13 protein-coding genes and 3 pseudogenes are annotated in these 18,201 nt (G+C 45.5%); 9 read left to right on the top strand and 7 right to left on the bottom strand.

Annotated elements, in window-relative coordinates; all coding sequences use genetic code 11:
- From L1D55_RS08970 to L1D55_RS08960, 3 pseudogenes are all read left to right on the top strand, one after another.
- Positions 1-584 (top strand): annotated as a pseudogene (locus L1D55_RS08970) (IS5 family transposase); the annotation flags it as partial.
- A gap of 4 nt (positions 585-588) precedes the next feature.
- Positions 589-1,125, top strand: a pseudogene (locus L1D55_RS08965) (IS5 family transposase); the annotation flags it as partial.
- Positions 1,126-1,185: 60 nt separating this feature from the next.
- Positions 1,186-1,374, top strand: a pseudogene (locus tag L1D55_RS08960) (IS5/IS1182 family transposase); the annotation flags it as partial.
- Here L1D55_RS08960 and L1D55_RS08955 read toward each other — a convergent pair.
- The 6 genes from L1D55_RS08955 to puuE form a co-directional block, all read right to left on the bottom strand.
- Complete coding sequence (locus tag L1D55_RS08955; RefSeq protein ID WP_239917199.1) at positions 1,371-1,682, bottom strand: hypothetical protein; 312 nt, start codon at positions 1,680-1,682, stop codon at positions 1,371-1,373. The pseudogene L1D55_RS08960 and the gene L1D55_RS08955 overlap by 4 nt on opposite strands.
- 321 nt (positions 1,683-2,003) lie before the next feature.
- Positions 2,004-3,323, bottom strand: a complete 1,320-nt coding sequence (locus tag L1D55_RS08950; RefSeq protein WP_239917198.1) for a urate hydroxylase PuuD — start codon at positions 3,321-3,323, stop codon at positions 2,004-2,006.
- Positions 3,324-3,337: 14 nt separating this feature from the next.
- Positions 3,338-3,898, bottom strand: a complete 561-nt coding sequence (locus tag L1D55_RS08945; RefSeq protein WP_171367494.1) for an ureidoglycolate lyase — start codon at positions 3,896-3,898, stop codon at positions 3,338-3,340.
- Positions 3,899-3,912: 14 nt separating this feature from the next.
- Positions 3,913-4,899: an allantoicase gene (alc, locus tag L1D55_RS08940; RefSeq protein ID WP_102425349.1), complete on the bottom strand. Its 987-nt coding sequence runs from the start codon at positions 4,897-4,899 to the stop codon at positions 3,913-3,915.
- A 123-nt stretch (positions 4,900-5,022) separates the two neighbouring features.
- A complete protein-coding gene (gene uraD, locus L1D55_RS08935; RefSeq protein WP_004737478.1) occupies positions 5,023-5,538 on the bottom strand; it encodes a 2-oxo-4-hydroxy-4-carboxy-5-ureidoimidazoline decarboxylase in 516 nt (171 codons plus the stop codon).
- Between the two features lie 23 nt (positions 5,539-5,561).
- Positions 5,562-6,482: an allantoinase PuuE gene (gene puuE / locus L1D55_RS08930; RefSeq protein ID WP_239917197.1), complete on the bottom strand. Its 921-nt coding sequence runs from the start codon at positions 6,480-6,482 to the stop codon at positions 5,562-5,564.
- Positions 6,483-6,893: 411 nt separating this feature from the next.
- Here puuE and uraH point away from each other — a divergent pair, with 411 nt between their 5' ends.
- The 6 genes from uraH (at position 6,894) to L1D55_RS08900 (ending at position 16,534) form a co-directional block, all read left to right on the top strand.
- On the top strand, positions 6,894-7,247 hold the full coding sequence (gene uraH, locus L1D55_RS08925) for a hydroxyisourate hydrolase (protein ID WP_008220987.1): 354 nt from the start codon (positions 6,894-6,896) through the stop codon (positions 7,245-7,247).
- A 244-nt stretch (positions 7,248-7,491) separates the two neighbouring features.
- Positions 7,492-8,835, top strand: a complete 1,344-nt coding sequence (locus L1D55_RS08920; RefSeq protein ID WP_004737475.1) for an NCS2 family permease — start codon at positions 7,492-7,494, stop codon at positions 8,833-8,835.
- Between the two features lie 226 nt (positions 8,836-9,061).
- On the top strand, positions 9,062-10,513 hold the full coding sequence (locus L1D55_RS08915; protein WP_239917196.1) for a nucleobase:cation symporter-2 family protein: 1,452 nt from the start codon (positions 9,062-9,064) through the stop codon (positions 10,511-10,513).
- Positions 10,514-10,674: 161 nt separating this feature from the next.
- Positions 10,675-12,039, top strand: a complete 1,365-nt coding sequence (locus L1D55_RS08910) for an 8-oxoguanine deaminase (RefSeq protein WP_239917195.1) — start codon at positions 10,675-10,677, stop codon at positions 12,037-12,039.
- Positions 12,040-12,731: 692 nt separating this feature from the next.
- Positions 12,732-13,970, top strand: coding sequence for an alpha-xenorhabdolysin family binary toxin subunit A (locus L1D55_RS08905; RefSeq protein WP_239917194.1), 1,239 nt, complete (start codon positions 12,732-12,734; stop codon positions 13,968-13,970).
- A gap of 167 nt (positions 13,971-14,137) precedes the next feature.
- Positions 14,138-16,534: a hypothetical protein gene (locus tag L1D55_RS08900; protein WP_239917193.1), complete on the top strand. Its 2,397-nt coding sequence runs from the start codon at positions 14,138-14,140 to the stop codon at positions 16,532-16,534.
- 96 nt (positions 16,535-16,630) lie between these two features.
- On the opposite strand, the gene L1D55_RS08895 is transcribed toward L1D55_RS08900, so the two are convergent.
- Positions 16,631-18,067, bottom strand: a complete 1,437-nt coding sequence (locus tag L1D55_RS08895; RefSeq protein ID WP_239917192.1) for an amidohydrolase — start codon at positions 18,065-18,067, stop codon at positions 16,631-16,633.
- Positions 18,068-18,201 lie beyond the last annotated feature (134 nt).

Below are 18,201 nucleotides of genomic sequence, written 5' to 3'. Positions count from 1 at the left end.
GTGAGTATAATGAAGCCTTGTGCAAGCGAGGCTCAGTAACGTTTTGGATTGACGACTCAGCCGTTGAAGCATGGCAATGTAAAAGTCACCATGGTAAACGAGGTAGAGGCTTTCAATTTTCTGATACTGCTATTGAAACAGCTTTGATGGTTAAAGGGATATTCTCTCTCCCGTTACGTGCGCTTCAAGGCTTTATCGATTCTATATTTGCTTTGATGAACGTCCCTTTGCGCTCTCCTAACTACACCARTATTAGCAAGCGTTCAAAGACTGTTCAGGTAAAATACAAGAACAAATCTAAAGGCTCAGTTCGCCATATCGCCATTGATTCAACAGGTCTGAAAGTCTTCGGTGAAGGCGAATGGAAAGTTAAGAAGCATGGAGCCGAGAAGCGTAGAACTTGGCGTAAACTGCACCTGGCCGTTGATGTCGATACCCATGATGTGATTAGTGCAGAAGTCAGCCTCGTCAATGTTGGTGATAGCGAAGCTCTCCCAACATTATTGAATCCGCTGCGTAGGAAAGTTCATTCCGTATCAGCAGATGGTGCTTACGACACAAAAAAGTGCCATGAAGTATTGCAAAACNCTGAAAGTCTTCGGTGAAGGCGAATGGAAAGTTAAGAAGCATGGAGCCGAGAAGCGTAGAACTTGGCGTAAACTGCACCTGGCCGTTGATGTCGATACCCATGATGTGATTAGTGCAGAAGTCAGCCTCGTCAATGTTGGTGATAGCGAAGCTCTCCCAACATTATTGAATCCGCTGCGTAGGAAAGTTCATTCCGTATCAGCAGATGGTGCTTACGACACAAAAAAGTGCCATGAAGTATTGCAAAACAAGGGTTGYAAACCTCTCATACCTCCCAGAATAAATGCTGGTTATTGGGAAGAGGGACACCCTCGAAATGAAGTGGTCGATGCACTTAAAAACGATTCGCTAACTCAATGGAAAACTGACTCTGGCTACCACGACCGTTCAATCTCTGAGACGGCAATGTCCCGATATAAAGGACTGACTAGCGGCACATTGAGCTTGAGATGTTATAACGCTCAAGTTGGTGAGGCGTTAGCAAACGTCAAAGCAATGAACAAAGTTCTAGGACTAGGTATGCCTATTAGAAACTAACAGGTAAGTTCCGTAGGATAGATACGTCCTTTAGCTGATTTGATCAACAACGCCCATTCGCTAACTCAATGGAAAACTGACTCTGGCTACCACGACCGTTCAATCTCTGAGACGGCAATGTCCCGATATAAAGGACTGACTAGCGGCACATTGAGCTTGAGATGTTATAACGCTCAAGTTGGTGAGGCGTTAGCAAACGTCAAAGCAATGAACAAAGTTCTAGGACTAGGTATGCCTATTAGAAACTAACAGGTAAGTTCCGTAGGATAGATACGTCCTTTAGCTGATTTGATCAACAACGCCTGAGTATTTTGACTCTGAGACATCAATAAGAAAAACTGGTCATTTGATAGTTGCGTGATACCGCTACATTTCCATAGTGAGCGACTTACTTTAGTAACATACTTACCTTTTAATTTTTCATTAAAATACTTATTCACCGAGTTAACACTGTAGCCAACAGATTCAGCAACTTCTCTTGCAGTAAATTCGGATCCATTTTCTTCAAGCGTTCGGAGTTCATCCAGTAACTGAAGAAGCATACCTTTTCTAACCATCTCTATTTTCCCTTCGGAAAGCACATGTTCACAATGACTTATGTTTATTTCTAATCACAACACAGCTCTTGATATAGCCAAACTGTTGATAAAACACTTTAATTCACATATGCATATAGAGTCATCAACTATCTGATACTTCTTCCTTTCCTTTGTCCAAAAACAAAAAGCCCCGGTTATAGGAACCGGGGAAACAGGGTGGGATGAGTTTGGCGCGTGCCCGTAAGACCAAACTCTCCCCAAGCCTCACCTAAGACTCATGCTCTTAGGTAAAGGATGCTGAGTACTGTTATTAAAAAGTACGGTTATTAAAAAGTACGGTTATTGAATCGTAGCGCCTTGTTCTACCCAAGTGCCGATGAGTGCTCGCTCTTCGTCGGTCATTTGAGTCATGTTACCAAGAGGCATCACCTGAGTTGTTACGGTTTGAGCAACGATCCTAGGTACATTAGCTTTGATCTCTTCTGGCGTATCAAGCATGACACCCGCTGGCGCAGCAGCAAAAGCGGCGTGGCTAGGCGTTGCAGAGTGACACACTGAACAGCGCTCTTGAATGACCTTGTTAATGGTTTCAAAGCTGACACCTGCACTCGCCGTTGGCTTGGCATGGTCGGCAGACACAGCTTGAGAGTCAGCCGCCGTTGAAGCCGTGTTGCTTGAAGCGATCTCTTCAGTCTTCGATTCCGTCGTGCTCACAGGAGCTTCTTGTACCACTGGTGCTTGCACTACCGGAGTCATCTGTTTTTTCGCGTAAGGTGAGGTAACAAACGCGAGAGTAATCATACCTAATGCCGCCACAGGCACTGTCCATGCGAACTTCTGACTGCCATGACGTGTGTTGAAGTAGTGACGAACCAAGATACTGAAGATTGCTAGGCCAGCAAGAATCAACCAGTTGTATTCCGAACCATAAGTGCTTGGGAAGTGGTTACTGATCATGATGAACAGCACTGGCAGTGTCATGTAGTTATTGTGACGAGAACGTAGTAGACCTTTCGCAGGCAGTGCTGGATCCGGTTCGCGTTTCTCTTCAATCGCTTTCACCAAATTGCGCTGCGCAGGCATGATGACGCGGAATACGTTACCCACCATTATGGTACCGATAATGGCACCCACGTGGATGTAAGCACCACGACCACTGAACACTTGCGTAAGACCGTAAGTTGCACCAACCAGGCCAACAAAAAGTACTAGGCCAAGTAGAACCGGCGTTTTGCCTAGCGGCGAATCACACAGTAGGTCATAGATAAACCAACCGGCAATAAGAGAACCAATACCAATCGCGATTGCCGTTGTTGAATCAAGGCCAGAGCCAGGTGCAATCAGGTAGATTTCTGCGTTGAGGTAGTAAACGACACCCAGTAGACACACACCTGTGATCCACGTGAAGTAGGCTTCCCACTTGAACCAGTGTAGGTGCTCTGGCATTTCTGGTGGAGCGAGTTTGTACTTCTCTAGGTGATAAATACCACCGCCGTGAATCGCCCATAAGTCGCCTGAAAGGCCTGTTTTAGGGTTAACTCGGTTAAGGTTGTTCTCTAACCAAACAAAGTAAAATGATGCGCCTATCCACGCAACACCAACAATCATGTGAATCCAGCGAATCGCTAAATTCAACCACTCTGTAATATGCGGATCCATAATAAACTCCTGTATCACAACACTTTAGCTAAGCGTTGCTCTTCCTTGTTGTCTTCCGTTGGCATATCTTCCAAATGCAATGCCACTAGGTCGTTCTCAAAATAAACTTCATCACAGTTATGCCCTTCTCCGCCTCTATCGACGATCAAGAACTGGTCTTGATCCGTGAGTGCAAGAACCGGGTGATGCCACACCCCTTTGTGATAGTTCACTCCTTGACGACCGTTGCTTAAGAAAGCTCGGCAATTGGCTAACGATGGGTTACCGCCTTTTGGGGCAACAACAATTAAATAGGGTTGACCAAGTAATGGAATGAATGCCTGAGAGCCAAGTGGATGACGCTCTAGCATCTTGATAGTCAGTGGGTAGCTCAACGGCGTAGCTTGGAAGATGCTGATGATCGCTTCTCCGCCTTGGTCTTGCACATCCGTTGTCGCTAGCTTGTGGTAGCGACGTGTTGATCCACTGTTGATCATGAAGAAATCACTATTATCAGACTCGATAACATCACCAAACTCTGCAAAAGCTTGCTTAGTTAACGGTTCGATAGTTAAACGACGTATTCCATTACTCATACTGATTTCCTTACCTATTTCGCTTTCGTACCAAATAGACGCAAACGGCTAATACCACCATCTGGGAATATGTTTGCACGTACGTGGGTAATCGCACCAAGGTCGTTTACCTCAGAAATGAATTCGTGAATCTCGTGCGCTTGTAGCTTTTGAGCAGGCAGCAGTTCACGCCAGAATAGGCTTTGTGTTTCCACTTGATCGTCGGTACCACCTTTCACGTAAGCCGCTTGAATTGAGCAGCTGTCTGGGTAGTTACCTTTAAAGTGCGCCGTATCAACGATGATACGTTCGATATTACCTGGGTGGCCTAATGCTACGATAACCCAGTCATTACCCGGCGTACGGCGACGCGCTGTTTCCCAACCGTCACCCATGTTTTCACCGCGGCCTGGGCCTAGAATATTGGCTTTGTTACCGTAGTGTTCATCACTACATGCCAGTGCTCGACCACCATGCTCAACGGCTGCTAGATCCACCTGTTGATGAGAGTCTATTGCGTCCCAATCAACACTTGGTCGGCCGTAAACACGTAGGCGTGCAACACCACCGTCTGGGTAGATGTTCAAACGCAGGTGCGTAAATACTTGATCACTTTCAATGTCTTCAAAATGGTGGTGGTCACCTTGTAGTGCCATTGAAGGCAGGATTTCTTGCCACTCTGTTGAATCGGTTGGCTCACCCTGTGGTGAATAGCACGCGTCGATTGATGCCGAAGGTGGGAAGTTACCTGTGAAGAATGAGGTATCAATATCAACGCCAGCGATAGTGCCAGCTAAGCCAAGGCGTACCACACAGTAGTCGTAACCTTCGCCACGTTTGCGTCGGCTTTCCCAGCCGTCCATCCACTTGCCGTTATCGTCGTATAAGTCGTCTTTCCACTCAGGTGCTGCATGGCTGAGTAGACGGCTTTTATCTGCGAAAAAATCGTCTGTTGCAAAGATAGCTTCTGCGCCGAGTTTTTCGTCTGCAAGGTTGATGTACTGTTCAAATTTATGGGTCATTTCCGTGTAATCCTATGAAATTAATCAAGTAATAATAAAATGAGAACTTAGTGGCTTATTCGCTCATAAAGCTGGCTCTTAGCGCACTAAGACTGGGCTGAGATAGCTGTTAACTCCGTTAACTTACATATCCCAGAGACGAAACATCGCGATCTTGTTGATCTCTTGAATCGCCGTAGCAAACTCAGTTTCACTATCATTTCCTAATCGCATCTCGAACGACTCAAGAATTTGGTAACGATTGGCTCCCTTCACCGCCATGATAAAAGGGAAATTGAAGCGACTTTTGTAGCTGTTGTTATAAGAAGTGAATTTTTCAAATTCTTCGGCGCTGCATTGGTCAATGCCCGCCCCCGCTTGTTCTTTTGTCGACGACTCAGTAAGTTCGCCGTTTACTGCTGCTCTGCCTGCTAAATCCGGGTGAGCGTTGATCAAAGCCAACTGTTTACCTTGGTCGGCATTCAACAAGGTCGATGCCATTTTTAGATGAAGATTCTCAATGTGGTCGTCTTCGGCATTCAAACCCTGGTCATACACCGCCTCAGCAACCCATGGGCTGTGTTCGTAAACATCAGCAAAGTGCGTGACAAAAGTGTCACGGTCCATGGTTGTTGGTTGGCAAGATCGAAATTCAGTCACGTTAAGCCTCCTTGCTGTTCGTTCTAATTATGTTGTCCGTTGTATGAGTGATGTTTGTGCCAGTGGTTGGCAATATCGATTCGACGACATAGCCACACGCTGTCATGCTCTTTTACGTAATCTAAGAAGCGTCTCAATGCAGCAATACGACCGGGACGACCAATAAGACGACAATGCAGTCCTACCGACATCATTTTTGGTGCGGTTTCGCCTTCCATATAAAGGGTGTCAAAAGTGTCTTTTAAATACTGGAAGAACTGCTCACCAGAGTTGAAGCCTTGCGCCGTTGAAAAGCGCATATCGTTCACATCAAGTGTGTATGGAATCACTAGCTGTGGATGACCGGTTTCAGTGTGCCAATAAGGCAGGTCATCGTCATAGGCATCTGAGTCGTAAAGGAAGCCACCTTCTTCTGCAACTAAACGACGAGTATTCGGCCCTGTACGACCGGTATACCAGCCTTGCGGGCGTTGACCCGTTACCTGTTGGATAATCTCAATCGCTTTGGTCATATGGTCACGCTCTTCTGACTCATCAATATATTGATAGTCTATCCAGCGATAACCGTGGCTACAGATTTCGTGACCTGCTTCTACCATGGCTTCAGCTACGTCTGGGTGACGCTCAATGGCCATAGCGACCGCAAATACAGTCAGTGGAATTTCATATTCATCGAACAAGCGAAGAACACGCCATACACCCGCTCGGCTACCATATTCATAGATGGATTCCATGCTGATGTGACGCTCGCCTTTGATCGGCTGTGCTGACGGGATCTCTGAGAGAAAGGCTTCAGACTCGTCGTCTCCATGTAACAAACAACGCTCACCGCCCTCTTCATAATTCAATACAAAAGAAACCGCGACGCGCGCATTACCTGGCCATTGAGGGTTAGGAGGATTAGCTCCGTAACCGATCAAATTTCTTGAATAATCCTTATTCATCCAAGTACTCCTAACATAAGTGGTTGGCTTAGCCGCTCTTCAGCTGTCCCATCGAAATGATTCAGCTAGTGATTTATCCAAAACCGAGCAACCTCACCCCTGTACATTTATTGTATACAATTATTTATCTTAATGTAAAGATTTTGTTGCTTAAGTTAAAATATCAAACCAAATACGAATAAAAACAAGTATTTAACAAAATGCAACACTACTAATAATGAATATTCAACATCTACAAATTCAGATAAAACGACACATTAGTTAACATTTTCCCAACAATTCACTTTACTAATTGTGTACAGTTCGTACATAGTTAGTGCTAACAAAGTGACCAATTGCTCTCTTTTGCAAGGTCGAAATGGATACATAAACCACGGAACAGAGGAGCGCCAAAAGCGCTATTAAAGGACTATGGGAAGATTAACAACACACGTTTTAGACACCACTCACGGCTTGCCTGGTGCAGAGATCAAGGTAGAGCTTTATAAGGTCAACGAAGACTCCACTGAAAAGCTGGCGACAGTGCTTACTAACTCAGATGGTCGTACCGATGCACCAATTCTGGCCGGGAATGAATTTCGACCGGGGAAATACCAATTGGTGTTCTACGTAGCTGATTACTACAAAAGCAAAGGTGTCGAACTCGATGGTGTGCCTTTCTTAGACGACGTAGTGATTCGCTTCGGCTTAGATGATCCTGATGCGCACTACCACGTTCCGCTTTTAGTCTCACCATACAGTTTCTCTACTTATCGGGGCAGTTAATCCCTGCGCCTAGATTATCGATCTAGGCTCTATCACCAAACAATAAACAGATTCATGCGTGCATCTGAAAAGATGCGCGTTCATTAAGCACGCTCATATAAAAATACTAACAACGTTAACAGTTAGAAAATGAGTCGCGAGAAACTCGTCAATAGAGACTTAGCGCTAGGACAAACCTTAAAACTTCATATTGAAATTTCGCTGTATTCAATAAATGGATCACAACATAAAAGGACTTGCAGACATGAGTGAGAGTAAAACAGAAATACTCAACCAAGATGCGAATAACGGAATTTTAGAGAAATTCTTTAAAATTAAGGCCCACGGAAGCAGTGTGAAAAATGAGTTAGTCGGCGGTGTCACTACCTTCGCGACGATGGCTTACATTATCTTCGTTAACCCCCAAATCATGGCCGCTTCAGGTATGGATGCTGGCGCAGTATTCGTTGCAACTTGTATCGGTGCCGCTATCGGTTGTTTATTAATGGGCTTATTTGCGAACTGGCCTGTTGGTCTAGCACCGGGCATGGGGCTGAATGCGTTCTTCTCCTTTACGGTTGTGAGCGAGATGGGCTATAGCTGGGAAGTCGCACTGGGTGCGGTGTTTATCTCGGGTATCTTGTTTGTCGGGATGAGTTTCTACAAGGTTCGTCAATGGATCATAGAGAGCATTCCTGAAAGTTTACGCTACTCGATGACTGCCGGTGTGGGTCTTTTCTTAGGCTTAATTGGCTTGAAAACAGCGGGCATCGTCGTCGAAAACCCTGCAACTTTGGTTTCACTGGGTGATTTCACCAAACCAGAAGCCCTACTTGCAGCTATCGCATTCTTGATTATTGCGGTTCTAAGTGAGCGCAAAGTATTTGGTGCGGTACTTATCGGTATTTTAAGCGTCACGCTTATCGGCATGATGCTAGGCCTAGTGCAATACAACGGCTTCTTCGCTGCACCGCCGAGCTTAGCACCTACCTTTATGGCAATGGATATTGCAGGCGCTCTGAACGTATCCATGATCAGCGTTATCTTGGCCTTCCTTTTCGTAAACATGTTCGATACTGCCGGTACGCTAATGGGCGTTGCTGAGCGTGCAAACCTCACTAACCCAGAAACCGGCAAGATTGAAGGCCTGAGCAAGGCACTCAAAGCCGATAGTATCTCAAGCGTTGCAGGTGCGTGTGTGGGTTGTCCGCCAGTAACCAGTTACGTAGAAAGTGCTGCTGGTGTTGCTGCAGGTGCTCGTACTGGTCTTTCAGCAATCGTGGTGGGCGCTTTGTTCTTAGCGGCAATTTTCCTATCACCGCTTGCAGGCATGATCCCCGCTTACGCAACGTCTGGCGCTCTGATCTACGTAGCATTCGTAATGATGAGCAGCATGCAACACGTCGATTGGAAAGACTTTACCAACGGTGCTCCAGCTGCGATTACCGCACTGATGATGCCACTGACCTTCTCTATCGCTAACGGTATCGCACTGGGTTTCATCACCTACACCGTACTTAAGCTTGCGACAGGTAAAACGAAAGATGTCTCTATCTCGATGTACTTCCTAGCGGCTATCTTCATCGCCAAGCTGGTGTTCATCGGTTAATCCTATCTTTCCTGAATAGTTCGGCATTGAACGTTCAGAAACGTTGCTTGGCTCGTTCGCTAGCCAAGCAACGACAACATTTTTAAGAAAGCTAATTGCATTGATGACTCGAGAGCAGAGCTCCCAATGACTCGGTGCACCTTTTTTATGACCCTACGCAGTTTGTAGAAGTCATTATTTGACCGCCAACCGCCTGTAAACGAAAACGCAGGCAGAGGAATATCAAATGAAACTTCTGTACACCCTTAATGAAAGACCGCCCCATGGGCTAACCCTTCTACTCGCTCTGCAACACATGCTTGCTTCGATTGGTGGCATTGTTGCAGTCCCCCTTATTGTTGGCGCCTCCATCGGCCTGCCCAACACCGAGATCGTCTCACTGATCAATGCTGCGCTATTGGCGTCAGGTATTGTGACCGTCGCGCAGTGTCTTGGCTTTGGTCCAGTGGGTATTCGGCTGCCCGTGGTAATGGGCTCAAGCTTTGCCTTTTTAGGTGTGGCCATTTCCATCGGTAACGAAGGTGGTGTCGCAGCCATTATGGGCTCAGCGCTTATCGGCTCATTCGTTGTGATTGGCGCCAGCTTTTACATGGACAAGGTCCGTAAGCTTTTCCCAACCGTGGTAAGTGGTGTAGTGGTTACGCTCATTGGCTTAACCATTTTACCGGTTGCCATGAACTGGGTCGGAGACTCTCCCGCCAACAGCGAACAATTCGCTACGCTACCCAAACTATTTCTAGCTCTGGTCTCTTTGGGGATTGTGGTTGGCGTATCGGTTTACTGTAAAGGTGCGGTTGCGGCTTCCGCGATCGTGATCGGTTTAGCTGGCGGTTACATTGTGGCTTTATCACTTGGCATGGTCGACCTTGAGCAGATCGGCTCTGCGGCTTGGATTGGCGGTCCTGAACCTTTTAAATATGGCTTTACCTTTTCCATCAGTGCCATCATCAGTATGAGTTTGGTGTACATCGTGGTTATCGCTGAAGCAACAGGTGACTTCATGGCGCTTGGCAACAACTGTCAGACGCAGGTCAGCGGTAAAGACCTAAAACGTGGGCTACTGGGTGATGGTATCGGCAGTACCTTATCGTCGATTCTCACTGCAATGCCACTGGCTTCATTCAGCCAAAACGTTGGTATTGTTGGTATCACCGGGGTTGCGAGTCGCTATGTGGTTGCCGCAACGGGTGGCTTGTTGATTTTAGGCGGCCTATTCCCGAAATTAGCTGCCATAGCCGTTACGATTCCTAAGCCTGTATTAGGCGGTGTGGGTTTTGTGATGTTCGGAATGATTGCCTACGCAGGTATCCGCATGTTGATCAAAGCCGCAGACACCAAGCGAAATGCCTTGGTAATCTGTGTGGGGTTAGCATCTGGTTTGGCTGTGACCTTCGAGCCAAGATTACTTCAACATTTACCGCACGATTTAGCGAACTTCCTTCACTCAGGCATTACGACTGGCACCATCATGACGGTAGTTTTAAACCTTGTGCTACCGAAATCTTCACGAGCGGAAGAGCAAGAAGCGTTAGCAGAAAGCCAAGCGCAAGTTGAGCTAGAAATGAAAGAGGCAGCCGAAGAAGCACTACAATCAGATGAGCAACTAGAGCTTCAACAAGCAACAACAGCTACTGAGATTCAAGCAGCATCAGAAAACCCAGAGCCAAAAACGAACTAGATGAATCACTTACGAACGTAAAACCGATTTCCGTAGAATCACGGGCGCAGCATAAACACTGAATTTTTCATCGTCCTTGATTCAAATTTATCTTTCAACAACAAATACCAAATAAAGACCCTCTTCCCTGAAAAGGCTGAGATGGCTAAGGACTACTATGAATGGAAACCATCTGGATTAAGAATCCTCTCGCAATCTACACTGGCTCACACGCCGATGCAGAAGGCGGTATCGTCATTAAAGGTAATACAGTCATTGAGCTGGTTGGCAAACACAAAGAGCCAACTCTACCCGTAGACTACAGTGTCGACGCTTCTCGTCATGTTGTGACTCCTGGGCTTATCAATGCACACCACCACTTCTATCAAACTCTGACGCGTGCCTACCCCGGTGCACTGAATAAAGAGCTTTTCCATTGGCTGCAAAGCCTTTACCCGGTTTGGGCAAATCTCGATTCTGAAATGATGAGCCTCGCAACCGAGCTCGCTCTGGTTGAGCTGATGATGTCGGGCTGTACCACAGCATCCGATCACCACTACTTGTTGCCGAACGGACTTGAGCACGCTATTGATTTACAAGTTGAAGCAGCTCAAAAGCTTGGCGTTAGAGCCATATTCACCCGTGGTTCCATGAGCCTAGGGGAAGATGAGGGTGGATTACCACCAAGACACACCATTCAAACCGAACAAGCCATCATCGATGACAGCCAACGTTTGATTCGCGACTACCACCAGCGTGATGAAGGAGCGATGATTCAAATCGCACTCGCGCCTTGTTCGCCATTCTCGGTCACTACCGACCTGATGAGGGAAACCGCCAAGATCAGTGAACGTGAAAACGTCATGATGCACACCCACCTGTGTGAAACCTTAGACGAAGAAGACTTCTGTATAGAGAAGTTTGGTCTACGCCCTGTCGATTACCTAGAAGATGTTGGCTGGCTCAACGATCGTACTTGGCTTGCTCATGGTATTCACTTCAATCCAGAAGAGATCAAGCGCTTGGGTAAAGCAGGTATTGGTATCAGCCACTGCCCAACTTCCAACATGATGTTGGCTTCCGGTATTTGTAAGAACAATGACCTTGAGGCGGCTGGAGTAAAAGTCGGACTGGGTGTAGATGGCTCAGCTTCAAACGACGGCTCCAATATGATTGCCGAAGTTCGCATGGCGATGTATCTACAGCGCCTACAATACGGTTCTGCCAATGTTTCACACTTTGATGCGTTGCGCTGGGCGACATCCGGCTCTGCAGCCGCAATGGGCCGAACCGACATTGGTACGCTAGAGGTAGGTAAACAAGCCGACATCGCGATGTTCAAACTTGATGACATTCGCTTCTCTGGCAGCCACGATCCACTGGCAGCACTACTGCTCTGCGGTGCTCAACAAGCAGATAAGGTGATGGTTGCCGGTAAGTGGCGAGTTAACGATGGTGCTGTGATTGGCGTAGACATGGAGCAGTTAATGCACCGTCACCACGCCGCTGCGATGAAACTCGGGAAACTGGCAATGAATAATAACTAACGCCAATGCTTGTCCATCAAGCAGTGTATATCTCACTATGATGGGCAAGCTTCCTTAATACTGCTAATACAAATTCACTTCTGACTATTAAATACGCCATCCTCTTGATTATTCTTCCCCTAAATATCCAACCAACCTCCACCCTACAATTAACATTGCTAATTTAATAATCACTAATTTAAATTCAACTAATTTAATTAAAGCTAAATATTAAACCTCTTATTTATTTGGCACAGGTCAAATTTAAAACGCTCGTTCTAATTATATAAACATCAATTCAATCAACAGATTTAGTAATAATCACAACAATTATGATAATTACATTTTTATCACTTAACTCATTGGTGAATAGAATAAAAATCTCCGACGCCTTTCTAGATATAGCCTGAAGAAAGAACAGAAACTAATGACTTAAATATCACTAAATTCAATAGATCAACAATCAAACAATATAGATCCAAATATGTGATCTAAATAGAACTTTTCATTATAAATTTACTATAGATTGACCAAATCTTATAAAAACAAAAAACACATTAATGGAGAGTGTATTTAAAACCCACAACATAATTACAACAATAACAATATAAAGAATTCAATAAACCCGCATAAATATATAGAAATACCATTTTCATGGTAGGGGGATTTATTGTCTTTAAAAAAGCTAATAACAAATCTAACAGGGATAAAAAATGAAAAAAATCACGCGAACACTCGTATTATCTTCCATCTCGATTGGGCTACTTTCCTCTTTTGCTTTCACTTCTCAAGCAGCGCCAATTCAAGCAAATCAAGCGTCAGCGGAACAGAATATTCCTCAAATCACCTACGATACGATCATCGGTGAAAATGGCGTCTTTATCGATCTAGAAACCGACAATTTCATCCTCAAGCAGCAAGAGTGGTACCAAATCCAAGCTTATGTAGAGGGAGCACTGGCACTGCCCGTGACAGAAACTAGCATGAAGTCGGCTTTTAGCATTCCTAACGACATCCCTTTCTCTAACTTCCAAGCTTTAGTTCAGCAATACTCAAATATCCATGACACCGCTTTCTACTGGAAAAAGGACCTATACCCAAGCATCGTTAACCTATCACTAAGCCTGGCTAACTATGCGCAAATCAAAGATTACATGCTTAATCCTTTGAGCGACGCCCTCAATGAGATGTTGGCAAAGGCATTCTCACCGTTACCAGAAGACATTGAAGCCGTTGAACGCAACCGAAAAATGGCGATTGCTTACCTGAAAAGCCTGCAAAACTTTTCATTGAGATACCAGCAAGAGGTGTCCGATGTGGGTGATAACTTGTTGGACTTTTCTGCGCAGCTAGACACGCAAAAGCTACAGCTTGAAGTGTTAGAAGGCACACATAACGGCTATCTAACGGATGATGGCAGTGCACTTCAACAGCAAGTAAACGACATCAATGCCCGAATCGCGCAACTTAACAAAGACTACACTCACTACGTCACGGTTGCCTCTACCGCCGTCACCTACGCATGGTTCCCTTTGGTCGCAGTGCCAATCATGGGTGTCTACGGAGATAAAGCAGAGAAAGCACGTAAGCTTCGCAATGAACTGCAAAACGAAGTGAAAGATTTAGAAGAACAATTGTCTTACACACAAAAGGTATATAACTCTTACCATCGCTCTTCAGAAAGCATTGATCTTATATCTCAGCAAATTGAAGATGCTATCCCACATATTAATAAGCTGAAGTTAAATTGGCAGAAAATGAATACCGATTTCACATCACTGCTTGCTGCATTAGATGAAGCTCAAAACAATGCCGATATCATGAAAGACGACGCAATGCTTGGTGCTATCGGTGCATTAGCCAATACATCGGTTGCAGAAATGAACTGGAATAACATCAGCGAGAAAGCCAAGGCATTTGCAAATAATGCTTATATTCAAGAAATGGAGTAGTCCATACCCATCGACAAATAGCTCGGCAAAGCGACGCCTCGCTATAAGTTAAACCAGCAAGACCAATAAAAACAAAACAACAACAGAACACCACGCCTTATGAAAAATAAGGTGTTGGTTTCTGCTACCCAAAATTTGGCTAATACTCATTTCGACAGGACATTAATATGAGAATTCTACCGATTATTATTTCTCTTTCATTATCTCCACAAGCTTTTGCTAGTGACTGGCTAGAGCTTAATAACTTGCCTAATTCCACCGAATACCCAACTTGGGTTCAATCTGCCTATTCCGATGTCGATGTTCTCTCTCGATCTACGTCTGATCTTCACATCAACCTCAGTGACTGGATTGCGGAACAGAACCTCTACGTGACTAAACCCTCAAAGATCGTTGTTTTTGCCGATACCATTGAGGTTCCAGAAAACTTCAACTTGGTGGTGAACAACCAAAACATTCTCATATTTGCCCGTAAAATTGTCGGTCAAGGTGCCCCGACGTTCGTTCTCGGGCAACAAGGCGCGGCGGCATCAGTGACTGTAATAGCAGGAGAGATCGAAACTCCGATTAATGTCCTTGCCTTCCAAAACGATGGCAGCATTACACGAGATGCCCTTTCTGCAGAAGACGGTGATGGAACCTCTGTGGTACTAGCAGGTGAACACTACCGAAGAACCACCATCGACTCAAACATTACAGGGCAAATGAAACTGGCGACCACACCTTTTACCGACATTGTTAACCGCTCTTTTGATATGGCTGCCAGCTTATTCGACACGAATCCAGAGCTTAGCCTCGAACTGATTAACTGGATTGAGCAGAGTTTGCGTCACGCCGGCTCTGTGGTGGAAGATGACCCTATCCTTTCAGATCTATACCTACAAACCGTTGCCTTTAAACAGTTCATTAGTTTCAGCACTAAAGAGAGCAACTATGTGCCTTATCTCGACAAGGTACTCTACCAAGGCAAATACGAAGCGTACCTGAATGCAATGATCGCGTATCAAGCGCAGTGGGACATCATTCAAGACAGAAGTACGGTGATCGAAGACAAGATTGAAGCTGCGAAGTTAGCACTCGCTAACGTTGAAGACGTTCTCAGAGCACAAGACTCGATCATCACTCAAACCCAATCCAACATCGACAAAATAGGCGACAGCCTGACCGAAATCGACAGCCAATACAAAGCTCAAGAACTTGTGACACTGAGTGCAAGAACCACTTATTTGGTCGGTGTGGAAAACTGGAAAACTCAGCAAGAGCTCAATGCAGCGTTAGCTATCTTCAAAGCGATCGCAGAGATTGGCAGTGCTGTCAGCGGCGTGTTCACAGGTAATCTATCTGGTGTGAACGACCTTACCGAACAATTAGCCAAAACCCCAGAGGCGTTAGATAAAGCGAAAAACTTAGTCACCAATATCAAATCAGTCACGGGGATCATTGATAGCGTTACCAAGACCATTTCGGGCATCGCACAGCTCACCGCCGATGTGAAATCGACTATCAAACTTCATAAAATCTCCGAAGCGATGGATGGCTTTGACTTTAATATTCCGACTTTGAATGAGAGTAATCTAGCATGGGACCTGATGATCACCGAGATCCGCAGTAACTTAAGGCTTGCTGATAGCTTAGGAATTAAAGGCGCGAGACAATACTTAGTCGAACTTGAAAAACAGGTGCTATTAGGCAAAGCAATTAACACCACTCAGCTTAATTTTGCACAAGAGCAAGCCAAACTCGTCGACCTACTATTGACCGAGAGCGTCACCGCTAATCAACAGCAAAGATTGAGTGAAACCATTGAAGGTTATCAGGTAGACAGCGAAAGTTTTGACTCCATCGAGCGTGAGCTTTCACGAGTGCTAATGCACTTCAAACGACCAATGTATGTGGCTTTGTCTAACTATGTTCAGGCATACGAATACTGGGCGTTGAAACCAAGTGAGATAACACCTTCGTTGAATAAAAGTTACTTGGACTACCAGTTTGACCTTGCGTCCATAGAAAGTGAGTATGTGAATGCACTCTCTTCATTCCAGCCAGCACCACAAGACTTCACTATCGACAACTACACCATCTCTAGCCCAGAGCAACTCGATAGCTTCGCAACCACTGGCGAGTTGAACTTCACAATTCCATTAGGGCAGGCACAACTATGTTCATTCGACCGAGTCAGACTCTCTACAGTGCGTGTGTTCTTAGAAGGGGAAAACTTACCTTATGGCAAGCAGCTCAACCTTGGGATATCGAGTTCAGGTAACTATGCCGACCGCTATCAGGATCAAGATTACCAATTCAGTTCGAACCCGGTCTCGCGAGCGTTTTACTATCGCTTGGATGATCCAACCACCAATGACGTTAGCATCATCACCGATGGCGCAGTGGCGAATAAGTTCGAGTATGCGTACTTCCAACCAACTCCATTCTCGACATGGAATGTCACCCTCAACAACTTCGATGAGACAGACCAAGCCAACAACCTATACCTAAAAGATGTCGAGCAAATTAGGGTTGAGTTCTTAGGCAGCGGCATCCCGAATGGCAACAGTTGTTCTAACTGATGTGAGGAATAGCCAAGCTATCTCATAACCATAAAAAAGGCCGACAAGATGTCGGCCTTTTTCGTTTCATTCGATTAACGACTTAGCGTTTGGAGACTAATCCATCAAACTCTTAGACTTAATCGCCTTCTTAGACAGTTCTTTGGCGAACTCAGTAATGTCGGCTTCAAACTCATCGACGCTTTGACGAATCTCATCCAATTGAACAGTTTGCATCACGCGGTTTTCCATTACGATTTGGCCGTTCACAATCGTCGTGTCGATGTTGCTCGGGTTCGCTTGATAAACCAAGGTTGCGTATGGGTCGTAGCTTGGCATCATGTTCGCTGATTGTGTTTCGACAATCACGATATCCGCTTTTTTACCGACTTCAAGAGAGCCAATTTGGTCTTCCATATGTAGAGCTTTTGCGCCACCTAAGGTTGCCATTTCGATCACTTGCTCAGGAATCATGATGGTGCGATCTGAGTGCTTCAAACGTTGCATGTTGGCTGCGTAGCTTAGGGCACGCATAATATCGACTTGGTTTGAGCTCATTGGGCCGTCAGTACCCAAACCTATTCGCATGTCAGCACGGTACATATCCCATGCTGGTGCGATGCCGGTTGCGCCTTTAGCGTTCGCCATTGGGTTGTATGAGATCCCTGCATCAGCATGCTTTAGAAGCTTTTGATCGTTTTCTGAAAGATGGATACCGTGAGCAATGACTACACGCTCATCCAGCACACCAATTTCATCCATGTATTCGACTGGTGACGTTGCCTTAGTTTCATCTTTGATGCGCTTCTCTTCATTCGGGAATTCAGCAACGTGAATTAACACCGGCACATCGTATTGAGCCGACAGTTTGTTGATTTCTTGAAGCTTGTCTTTGCTCACTGTGTACACCGCATGTGGTGCATAAGCAGGTGTAATCAGCTCGTCGTTTTGGTACTGCTCAATGAAGCCTTTGGCATAATCGATACCGCCATAAGGTTCTTTAGCATCTACCACTGGGAACTTAATCACGGTCTCGCCAAGCACCGCACGCAGGCCAACTTCTTTGGTCGCCTTAGCCATTTCATCCATGTGGTAATACATGTCGGCGTAAGTCGTGACACCACTCTGTGCTAGCTCAATACTTCCTAGCTTGGTCGCGTTATAAATCAGTTCACGGCTTAGCTTTTCTGCTTCAAGCGGGAAGAAATAAGCGAATAATCGGTTGGAAATCCCCTCTTCACCTAGACCGCGAAACGCAATCATAGGAAGGTGGTTGTGAGCATTGACCATGCCTGGCATAACAATACCATCTTGAGCATCAATCACCTTTTCAGCTCGATATTGAGTAATCAAGTCCTCATTACCCACCGCGATGATCTGGTCGTTTTTCACGACAACAACACCATCTTCAATCACATCCATTTCAGAGTTGATCGTCAGGACTTGTCCATTAGTGATAATCAGATCGGCGTTATATGTTTGAGTTGCCACTGTCGAACCACAGCCAGCCAGTAAAACGGCGCTGATGGTGCATGCCAAGCTTTTAAGCGTCATTGCTAAACCTATATGTTGTGCGTGTGTATTGTTAGGAGCTTCACTTTGTTGTTCTTAGCTATTCGTGCTTGAGAACAACAGTGCCGCCAATTTTTGCGACACTATACCCTTATCTTTAAATAAAATGGCATACC

Origin of the sequence: Vibrio sp. Isolate22 (genome assembly GCF_022398115.1) — a bacterium.
Lineage (GTDB): Bacteria > Pseudomonadota > Gammaproteobacteria > Enterobacterales > Vibrionaceae > Vibrio.
This window is presented reverse-complemented; position numbering and strand designations above follow the sequence as displayed.